Source organism: Paracoccus pacificus, assembly GCF_042680785.1.
Classification (GTDB): domain Bacteria; phylum Pseudomonadota; class Alphaproteobacteria; order Rhodobacterales; family Rhodobacteraceae; genus Paracoccus; species Paracoccus pacificus.
The window spans coordinates 1-7167 of sequence record NZ_JBHUEN010000005.1 but is presented as its reverse complement, the minus strand read 5'-3'; the positions used below and the strand labels follow the sequence as shown (position 1 = coordinate 7167).

The 7167-nt window shown below is 66.9% G+C and carries 3 protein-coding genes and 1 pseudogene; 1 reads left to right on the top strand and 3 read right to left on the bottom strand.

Annotated elements, in window-relative coordinates; translation table 11 throughout:
• From ACFSCT_RS01210 to ACFSCT_RS01200, 3 genes and pseudogenes are all read right to left on the bottom strand, one after another.
• Window positions 1–776 (bottom strand): annotated as a pseudogene (locus ACFSCT_RS01210) (hypothetical protein); the annotation flags it as partial.
• Window positions 777–843: 67 nt separating this feature from the next.
• Window positions 844–2589 (bottom strand): arginine--tRNA ligase, encoded by a 1746-nt coding sequence (gene argS / locus ACFSCT_RS01205; protein WP_379139573.1) that lies wholly within the window; start codon window positions 2587–2589, stop codon window positions 844–846.
• Between the two features lie 85 nt (window positions 2590–2674).
• Window positions 2675–4603, bottom strand: coding sequence for a cation:proton antiporter (locus ACFSCT_RS01200; protein WP_379139485.1), 1929 nt, complete (start codon window positions 4601–4603; stop codon window positions 2675–2677).
• Between the two features lie 248 nt (window positions 4604–4851).
• Between ACFSCT_RS01200 and ACFSCT_RS01195 the strand changes: the two genes are divergently transcribed.
• Complete coding sequence (locus ACFSCT_RS01195) at window positions 4852–7074, top strand: DEAD/DEAH box helicase (protein ID WP_465263166.1); 2223 nt, start codon at window positions 4852–4854, stop codon at window positions 7072–7074.
• The last annotated feature ends 93 nt before the right edge of the window (window positions 7075–7167 follow it).

Here is a 7167-nt window from a genome sequence, read left to right as displayed (position 1 = left end):
GCCGGACCCGCCGCAGCCGCCTGGGGCGCCGTCCGCCTTCCGGCCGGACGGGCAAGGGGTCTGTCGCTTTGTGCCACGGCGCGCGACCCTTGCGGGACCGCGACCTGCGGCTTGATCTGATTGGCCTGGCCAAGCGCGGCCGAGACGGCGCTTTCCTGAACCGGGGTCACGCCATCGGCTTCGGTCACCGCATCGCTGATCGAGGGTTCGCCATCCGGGACCGCGATCGGGTCGAGATCCTCGGGCACCGACATGTCGTCAAGATCGGTCGCGGCGGGACGTGCGGTCGCGCCGAATTCGCCCATGGCGACGTCTTCCTCGGTCAGGCCGGTGGGTGCGGGGGCGACGCCGATCTCGTTCGGCAGCGTCGGTTCGCCGCCGGCGGCGACCGTGTTCACCGAAAGCCCGGTATGAACCGAAAGCTGACCGCCGGGTTCCTCGGGCGAGGTGCGCGCCTCGCCTTCCAGCGCACGGATGATCGGGATCCCGGACACGTCGCGGACCACCAGCCGATAGCCCCAGACCGCCAGCCCGATCAGCAGCAGGACCGAGACCAGCGCCCCGACCCAGTTCGCGGTGCGCGCCATGGTGGCGGCCCAGCCGCGGCGGCCGGCGGCGATATCGGCCTCGGCATCCGCGGAATAGGCGGCGAAATCTTCGGCCTCGTCGTCGTAATCGGCGTCAACGCGGCGATGTTCATAGGGGTATTCTGAACGCGACGCGAAACCGCGATGCGAATCGTCACTTCCGCCGCTGCGGAGCTCCAGAACTGCCATTCCTGCCTGCCTGCCGGTTTGCCGGCTATATGTTACTGCTCTCGTTCAGACCCGGCAGGCGCCTTGATCAGCGCATTTCTTTGGCCGGAGTCACGCCCAGAATACCAAGACCTGCGGAAATAACAACGGCAACCGCCCGTGCGAGCGCGATTTTTGCTTGCGAGCCCGCCGGATCGTCCGGCTGGACGAAACGCATCGACGGATCGTCATTGCCGCGATTCCACAGCGAATGCAGGTCGGACGCGATCTCGTACAGGAAAAACGCGACCCGGTGGGGCTCATTGGCGCGGGCGGCGATCTCGACGATCCGGGGCCATTCGGCGACCTTGCGCGCCAGTTCAAGCTGCGCGGGCTGGTTCAGCCGGCTAAGATCCGCCGCCGAAAGCGCGGCGTCCGATACGTCGATGCCGGCTTCGGTCGCCCGGCGCAGGACCGAGTTCACCCGCGCGCTGGCGTATTGCACGTACCAGACCGGGTTGTCCTTGGACTGTTCCAGAACCTTGTCGAAGTCGAAATCAAGCGGCGCGTCGTTCTTGCGCGTCAGCATGACAAAGCGGGTCACGTCGGCCCCCGCCTGCTCGACCACGTCGCGCAGCGTGACGAAGGTGCCGGCGCGTTTGGACATCTTGAACGGCGCGCCGTTCTTGAACAGGCGCACAAGCTGGATCAGCTTGATGTCCAGCGGCACCTTGCCTTCGGTCAGGGCGCTGACGGCGGCCTTCATGCGCTTGACGTAACCGCCGTGATCGGCGCCGAAAATGTCGATGAGCTGATCGAAGCCGCGCTCGGTCTTGTCGAAATGATAGGCGATGTCGGGCGCGAAATAGGTCCAGCTTCCGTCCGATTTCCGCACCGGCCGGTCCTGATCGTCGCCGTAATCGGTCGAACGGAACAGGGTCTGTTCCCGTTCTTCCCAATCCTCGGGCAGCTTGCCTTTCGGCGGCTCCAGCGTGCCCTGATAGACCAGACCCGCCTTGTCCAGCCGGTCCAGCGCGGATTCGATCCTGCCGGTGCCGAACAGCGCCTTTTCGGATGAGAACACATCCATGCTGACACCCAGAAGGGCCAGATCCTCGCGGATCATCTTCATCATCTCGGCGGTGGCAAAGTCGCGCACCTCGGCCAGCCATTCATCTTCGGGTTTATCCAACAGGCTGTCGCCGTATTTTTCCTTGAGCGCCTGCCCCACCGGGATCAGGTAATCGCCGGGATAAAGCCCTTCGGCGATGGTCGGCTCCTGTCCGTTCGCCTCGCGGTAACGCTCATAGGCGGAGCGCGCCAGCACATCGACCTGCGCGCCGCCGTCGTTGATGTAATATTCGCGCGTGACGTCGAAACCGGCGAAATCCAGCAGCGCGGCCAGCGCATCGCCGAACACCGCGCCGCGGGTATGGCCGACATGCATCGGGCCGGTCGGGTTGGCGCTGACGAATTCCACGTTGACCCGGGTGCCCTTGCCCATGTCCGAGCGGCCGTAATCGGCGCCCTCGCGGATCGCATCGCTGATCACGCCGCGCCACTGGTCGGGGTTCAGGCGCAGGTTGATGAAACCGGGGCCGGCGATCTCGGCCGTCTCGATGCGCGGATCGCGGCCCAGATGCGAGACCAGCAGGGTGGCGATGTCGCGCGGCTTCATCGCCGCCGGCTTGGCCAGCACCATGGCGGCGTTCGTCGCCATGTCCCCATGCCCGGCATCGCGCGGCGGCTCGACCGTGACGGCGCTGAAATCTAGGCCCGAGGGCAGTTCGGCGGCGGCGGTCATGTCCTGAAGGGCGCGAAGGACGCTGGCGCGGATATCGGCAAATAGGTTCATCATCGGTTCCTGTGGGCCCGGGTCCTCCGGGCGAAAATCGGCTGCATTAGGCTATGCCCCTGCGAGGGGGGGCGCGTCAACCAGACTAAGCGCTTGCGGCCGGATCCGTCCGGTCGGGCAGCGGGGTGACCCGTTCGGCGCCCGGATCGCCCGTCGCGGACAGCGCCGATGCCGGGGTCGCGTCGGTCGCGGCCTTGCGGATCGCCTCGGCGATCTCGGGCGGGATCAGCGAGATGATGCGGGTCCCGGCCCCGCCCTTCAGGCTCGCGTCATCCGCGACGAAGCTGATTACCCTCTTGTCCGAGACGAGGATCAGCGGCAACACCCCCGGCCGCGCCGCGCGCCAATCCTCAAGCGTGTATTCATCGGTCAGGCGGGTGGTGCGGAAAATCCAGCCTTCCCGCAACATATCTTCAAGCTGGGTCAGCGTCTGGCCACCGTTCAGCGTCTGGCCGCCCAAACCCGCCGGCAGGCTGTGGCGTGGCCGGTCATCCTTGTGGCGGACCACCTGCCAGATCGCATCGCGGCCGAATTCCGGGGCAAGGTCGGTGGCGACCAGCGTGTTATAGGCGTCGTTGTCGGTCGCCGCGAGAATATCTTGGAATGCGATGAACTCGACGCTGTTCTCGGCCGCCTCGCCCAGAATATCGCCGTAAAAGACCGGTATCCCCTCGGATCGCGGCAGACGCAGATGGGCAAGGTTCGGATCGGCAATCAGGACGTCGACCTCTTGATTCTTCAGCGCCTTGGCCAGCCCGGTGGTGAAGCGGTTGCCGCCGACGATCAGCAGCCCCGGCGCCCCCGAGCCCGACACGCCGAGAGATCGCGCAAGGGGCGCCAGCGTGAACCCGTGCAGCACCACCGTGACCAGCACCAGCGCAAAGGCCAAGGGCGCGATCAGCGCACCGTCCTCGATCCCGACCTGCACCAGTTGATTGCCGAAAATGCCCGAAACCGCGACCAGCACCACACCGCGCGGCCCGGTCAAGGCGATCAGCAGTTGTTCGTTGAAGGGCAGGTTGGTGCCGCGCAGCGACAAAAGCACCGTCAGGGGCCGCGCCACCAGAACCACCAGCAGGACGAACAACCCCGCCCGCCAGTTGAGCTGACCCAACACCGCGAAATCCATCGAGGCCGCGATCAGGATGAACACGCCCGACACCAGCAGGATGGTCGCATGTTCCTTGAACCGGTACAGTTCGGAATAGCTGGGAAGCTCGGCATTCGCGATGACCAGCCCCATGATCGTCACCGCCAGAAGCCCGCTTTCATGCAGCCATGTATCGGCAAGCGCGAATGCGGCCAGAACGGTCACGAACAGGACCGGCACCTTCATGTATTCCGGCACCAGATTACGCCGGAACGCCGCCGTGATCGCCACCCCCGCGGCCAGCCCGATGGCGGTGGCAAAGGCGATGCCGCCGGTCACGGTCCAGAACGCATCGGTCCATGTGATCGCGGTATAGCTGGCAAGCACGGCCTCGAGCGCCAGAACAGCCACCAGAACCCCGATCGGGTCGTTGACAATCGCCTCCCATTGCAGGACCTGCGCGGGCCGCGACGGCAGCCGCGCCTGACGCAGCATCGGCGCGATCACGGTCGGACCGGTGACGATCATCACGCCGCCGAAAACGATCGAGCTTTCCCAGCCGAGCCCCGCGCCCCACGCCAGCGCGAGCGAGCTGAACAGCCAGCCGAGCGGCCCGCCGATCCAGACCAGACGCCGCACCGCCGGCCGCGCGTCCGCCAGACTGCGGAAGTTGAGCGTGAGGCCGCCCTCGAACAGGATGATCGCCACCGCCACGCTGATAAGCGGCTGAACCAGCGGGCCGATATCGCGATCGGGGATGAACAGCCCGGTCGCCGGGCCGACCAGCAGACCGACGGCAAGCATCAGCACGATGGCCGGCAGTTGGAACCGCCACGCCAGCCATTGCGCACCCACCCCCAACATGCCGACAAGGGCGATGGCCTGCACCGGGTTCAGAAGTGCTTCGGTCTGTCCTGCGTCCATGAGGGGGGGCTCCGTCAAAAAACCGATACCGATCAGGTCGTCACCCTGCATGCTGCAGCGCGGCAGAAAAACAACCACCCGGGGCAAATGTGGTTCCCGCCGCAGCAAACCCTGATATTTATTGACGAAACGCACCTTTTGGTCTAGGCGCAAGCGTCCGCATCCGGCGGACGACCCAGGGGCGCCCGGAACTGCGTCCCGTCATTGCCCGCAATTCATGCCGGCTGCTCGACTGGACGCTGTTACAAATGACCAAATTTTCCGATCTTAAGCTGGACCCCCGCGTCCTGACCGCCATCGCCGATGCCGGCTATGAGAACCCGACCCCGATTCAGGCCGGCGCCATCCCGCCCGCGCTTGAAGGCCGCGACGTTCTGGGAATCGCCCAGACCGGCACCGGCAAGACAGCCAGCTTCACGCTGCCGATGATCACGCTGCTGGGCCGTGGCCGGGCGCGGGCGCGGATGCCGCGTTCGCTGGTCCTGTGCCCGACGCGGGAACTGGCCGCGCAAGTGGCCGAGAATTTCGACATCTATGCCAAGAACACGCGGCTGACCAAGGCGCTGCTGATCGGCGGCGTCAGCTTTGCCGATCAGGACCGGCTGATCGACCGCGGCGTCGATGTGCTGATCGCGACGCCGGGCCGGCTGCTCGACCATTTCGAACGCGGCAAACTGCTGCTGACCGGCGTCCAGATCATGGTCGTGGACGAGGCCGACCGGATGCTGGACATGGGGTTCATCCCGGATATCGAGCGTATCTTCCAGCTGACCCCCTTTACCCGCCAGACCCTGTTCTTCAGCGCCACCATGGCGCCCGAGATCGAGCGGATCACCAACACCTTCCTGCACAGCCCGGTACGGATCGAGGTCGCGCGTCAGGCCACCACCAGCGAAACCATCACCCAGAAGCTGATCGAGATCACCCCCACCCGCAAGGATCAGACCGCCAAGCAGAAGCGCGAGCTTTTGCGGGCGCTGATCAACGCCGAGGGCGAGGAGCTGAAGAACGCGATCATCTTCTGCAACCGCAAGACCGAGGTCGACATCGTTGCCAAATCGCTGAAGGCGCACGGGTTTGATGCCGCGCCGATCCATGGCGATCTGGACCAGTCGCAGCGTATGCGCACGCTGGACGGGTTCCGCGACGGCACGCTGCGGTTCCTGATCGCCTCGGACGTGGCGGCGCGCGGGCTCGACATTCCGGCGGTCAGCCATGTGTTCAACTTCGACCTGCCGAGCCATGCCGAGGATTACGTTCACCGCATCGGCCGCACCGGCCGCGCCGGGCGCAAGGGCACCGCGATCTCGATCGCGGTTCCGGCGGATGAAAAATATCTGGCGGGGATTGAGGGTCTGGTGAAACAGGCGATCCCGCGCGCGCCGATCCCCGAGGGCTTTGCGCTTTCGGATGCGGCGACCGGCGCACCGCGTCCGCGTGGCGACGATCGCGGCGGGCGCGGGGATCGGGGCGGTCGCGACCGCAGGCGCGGACGCCGCGATGAAGGACGCGGTGATGAACGGCCGCGTGAGGCCGTGGCGACCGAAGCCGCACCTGCCGGGACCATGCGCGACGACAGGCAACAGCGCGGCAACGACGGGCGTCACCGCGATGGCCAGCGCGAGCGGGGTCACGAGGATCATGGCCGCGATGAGCGTCGCCCGGACAACCGCGCCCGTGACGACCGCGGTCGTGATGACCGGAGCCGGGACGATCGCGGCCGGGATGAGCGCGGCCGGGATGAGCGCACCCATGACGACCGCAACCGCGACCATCATCGGGGCCGCGACGGGCGTGACCGCGACAACCGGGGGCGCGACAGCCGCGACCGCCATGGCGTGATGGGCATGGGCGACCATGTGCCCGACTTCCTGTTGCGCAGCTTCCGCCCGCGCGAGGATGATGCCGCCGGTTCGGCCGCCGAACCGCCGGTCGAGGCTCAGGTGACCGTGGCGCAAGCCACGACGGAACCCGCCGCCAAGGCGCCGTCGCGGAAATCGCGGTCCAGAACCAGAAAATCCGCAGCACCCGAAGCCGCGACCGCAGAAGCGGCTGTGGCAACGGACAGCGCCGCGACCGAGGCGACAGCGCCCGTCGAAATCGCTTCGCCGGCGGTGACGGACGACGCCGCCGCGGCGGCGCCCGAACCTGCCGCCGATGCGGACGCAGCGCCGGAAAAGCCGAAACGGACCCGCCGCCGCACCAAACCCGCAGATGCCGACGCCGCATTGGCGGCCAAGGCCGGAAAGCCCGAGGCGCCCGCCGAAGCCGAAACCGATGCGCCGAAACCCCGCCGCAAACGGGCGACCAAGAAGGACGCCGCTGCCGCCGAAGCCCCGACCGCCGAAGCCGCGCCAACCGAGCCCGCGACCGGGGCGGCCGATGCGCCGGCGGAAAAGCCCAAGCGCAAACGCGCGCCACGCAAAGCCAAAACCGATGCGGCCGCCGCGGCGCCGGGTTCGGACGGCTAAGCTATCCCCTTCGCCGGTCCGATGGGCCGTAAGCGGTCGCTGGCCCCCACTGTCGACTTAGCTTGACGGCTTGAAGTTCCACGGTAGCAGGTC

Bases quoted from the DNA above. Each gene is read 5' to 3' on its own strand.
- ACFSCT_RS01195 (WP_465263166.1), top strand. From the start codon at position 4,852: ATGACCAAATTTTCCGATCTTAAGCTGGACCCCCGCGTCCTGACCGCC.
- argS (WP_379139573.1), bottom strand. From the start codon at position 2,589: ATGAACCTATTTGCCGATATCCGCGCCAGCGTCCTTCGCGCCCTTCAG.
- ACFSCT_RS01200 (WP_379139485.1), bottom strand. From the start codon at position 4,603: ATGGACGCAGGACAGACCGAAGCACTTCTGAACCCGGTGCAGGCCATC.